This window comes from Azospirillum sp. B4 (assembly GCF_000333275.1).
Lineage (GTDB): Bacteria > Pseudomonadota > Alphaproteobacteria > Azospirillales > Azospirillaceae > Nitrospirillum.
Genome location: NZ_BACU01000667.1, coordinates 1 through 2,366 on the forward strand (window position 1 = coordinate 1; position 2,366 = coordinate 2,366).

General features: G+C 70.1%; 3 protein-coding genes. All 3 read left to right on the forward strand.

From position 1 onward, the window contains the following. The coding region (locus tag I55_RS37925; RefSeq protein WP_044564444.1) for a CoA transferase at positions 1–457 on the forward strand (457 nt) is incomplete at its 5' end. Then, positions 454–1,362 carry a MotE family protein gene (locus I55_RS30280; protein ID WP_049974651.1) on the forward strand — a complete coding sequence of 303 codons (909 nt, stop codon included), beginning with the start codon at positions 454–456 and terminating at the stop codon, positions 1,360–1,362. The genes I55_RS37925 and I55_RS30280, both read left to right, overlap by 4 nt. A 142-nt stretch (positions 1,363–1,504) precedes the next feature. After that, a complete protein-coding gene (locus I55_RS30285; RefSeq protein ID WP_044564445.1) occupies positions 1,505–2,170 on the forward strand; it encodes a protein phosphatase CheZ in 666 nt (221 codons plus the stop codon). Positions 2,171–2,366: the final 196 nt, after the last annotated feature.

Sequence of the window (2,366 nt, forward strand, 5' to 3'; positions counted from 1 at the left end):
TTATGAGACACTGTCGGCCTTCAACCCGCGCCTGATCTATGTCTCCATGTCCGGCTATGGCGAGGATGGCCCCTATGTGAACTATCCGGGGCAGGACCTGCTGTTGCAGGCGCTGTCCGGCGCCATGCTGTCGGCCGGCAGCGCCGACCAGCCGCCGCAGCCGGCCGGGCAGTACCTGGTGGACGCCATCACGGCCTACACCGCGTCCTCCGCCGGGGAGCGCCCGCTGGAGCGGGCGCCCCGGCCCGACCGGGGGGGCGACCGCTATGGCGCCGAAGCCGGCCTGGACGATGGCCGCCCCGCGCCCCGCGCCGCGCCCGCGCGTCTGCCGGCCCCCAATGGCGGCCCGGCCGGTGGCGTCCCAGGGGCTGGCGAGGCGGCTGCCGGGGGCCAGCCGGAGGCCCGCTCGCGGGCTGAGCGTGAACTGCTCCAGGCCTTGGAGAACATGCGTCAATGACGGCTGAACCCACTGTTCCCCGGCAAGGCCGGCCCAACGTGGCCGTTTCCAAAGCCGCCGCTCCGGCGGTACCCAACACGGCCCGGACCCTACGTCCGGCGCCGGCGGGTACGCGCGCGGCTGCCGCCAAGGCGACCCCCAGGGGCGGCCGCGGCGGGAAGGATGAGGGACCGAAGCCGCCGCTGTGGCGCCGCGCGCGCCTGCGCCTGTTGCCCGTCACCATTTTCGCCGCCGTGCTGCTGCTGGGCGCCCGGGCCACCGACATGTGGTGGACCTTGACCGTGGGGGCCGCCCCGCCAGAGGTGCCGGCCGCCCGCGCCCAGGCGCCAGCGCAGGAAAAGCCCGCGGCCACGCCGGCCCCGGCCACCCCGGGCCATGCGCCTGCCGGAGCGCCCGTCGCCAAGCCCGCCGAGGGGGCGGCCAAGGGAGAGGCCAAAGGCGAGGGCACCAAGCCCGAGCCGTCGGGCAGCCCGACCGATGGCCAGAGCTTCACGCCCAAGGACGTCGAATTGCTGCAACGCCTGGCGGAGCGGCGCGAGGCCCTGGATTCGCGGGAGCGCGACCTGGACCAGCGCGAGGCTATGCTGCAGGTGGCGACCCAGCGGCTGGACCAGAAGCTTGCCGAGATGCAGGCGCTGAAGAAGCAACTGGACGGCTTGGTCAACCAAGTGAACGCCGACCAGGCGCAGCAGCTGGACAGCCTGGTGAAGATCTACGAAACGATGAAGCCGGCCGAGGCCGCCCGTATATTCGAGGCCATGGACGACAAGGTGCTGCTGAACGTCATCAGCCGCATGAAGGAGGCCAAGGCCGCACCGGTGCTGGCCGCCATGACGCCCAAGCGGGCGGAGCAGGTGACCACCATGCTGGCCGACCGCAAGAGGCTGCCCAGCGTGCCGCAATGATCCCGTCCCTGCCGCCTGTGGGCGGCGTAGCGTTTCCCTGCCGCCTGTGGGCGGCGTAGCGTTTCCTTGCCGCCTGTGGCGGCGCAGCGTTGACCTTTGACCCCGTCCCGACCCCGGGCCTTTTGACGAGATGAGAGCCGCCATGATCCGCCCCGCCGCCGACCCGATCCTTCAGGACCGGCTGGATGCCGCCCGCTCCCAGGCCCGCCAGCCGCTGTCGCGGGAGGAGGTAGCCCAGATCGTCTCCACCGTCGTGGCCTCCATGGGGGGCGACGTCACCCAGCACGACATCAGGCTGTATGGCGAGCTGGAGGGCCTGGCCCGCTTCATCCACAACGCCAAGCGGGAGATCGCGGCGTTGCAGCCCAGCGACATCCACGCCGAACACATCCCGCGCGCGACGGATGAGCTGGACGCCGTGGTGGGCGCGACCGAGGACGCGACCAACCGCATAATGGACGCCTGCGACCAGTTGATGGGCATGGCCGGTGATGTCACCCCCGAGGTGTCGTCCAAGATGATGGACATCACCACCGGCATTTATGAGGCCTGCAACTTCCAGGACATCACCGGCCAGCGCATCACCAAGGTCGTGAAGGCGCTGAAGCATATCGAGGCCAAGGTGGAAGCCATGCTGGTCGCCTTCGGCGAGGATGTGCAGCGCCGCCATCCCGATGGCCCGCCGGCGGCTGACGCCAAGGCCGGAGGCGCCGCCGCGGACGATGATTTCCTGCTGCATGGGCCCCAGTTGCCCGGCCGGGCCATCGACCAGGATGAGATCGATCGCCTGTTGGCGAGCTTCGACTGAGACCAATGGCGACGGGGGCGTCCAGGGGCCGGCCCATGGCGGGTCTGGTGTTGGGGGGGCGGAGGATCGTCCAGGAGGAGGGCGGCGTCTTCGTCCTCTATCTGTCGGTCTTTTTCTGCTGCTGGCGTTTTTCATCCTGCTGACCTCATTGTCACCTTCAAGAACCGCAAGTTTGACGCTGTCTTGCAGGCGTGCA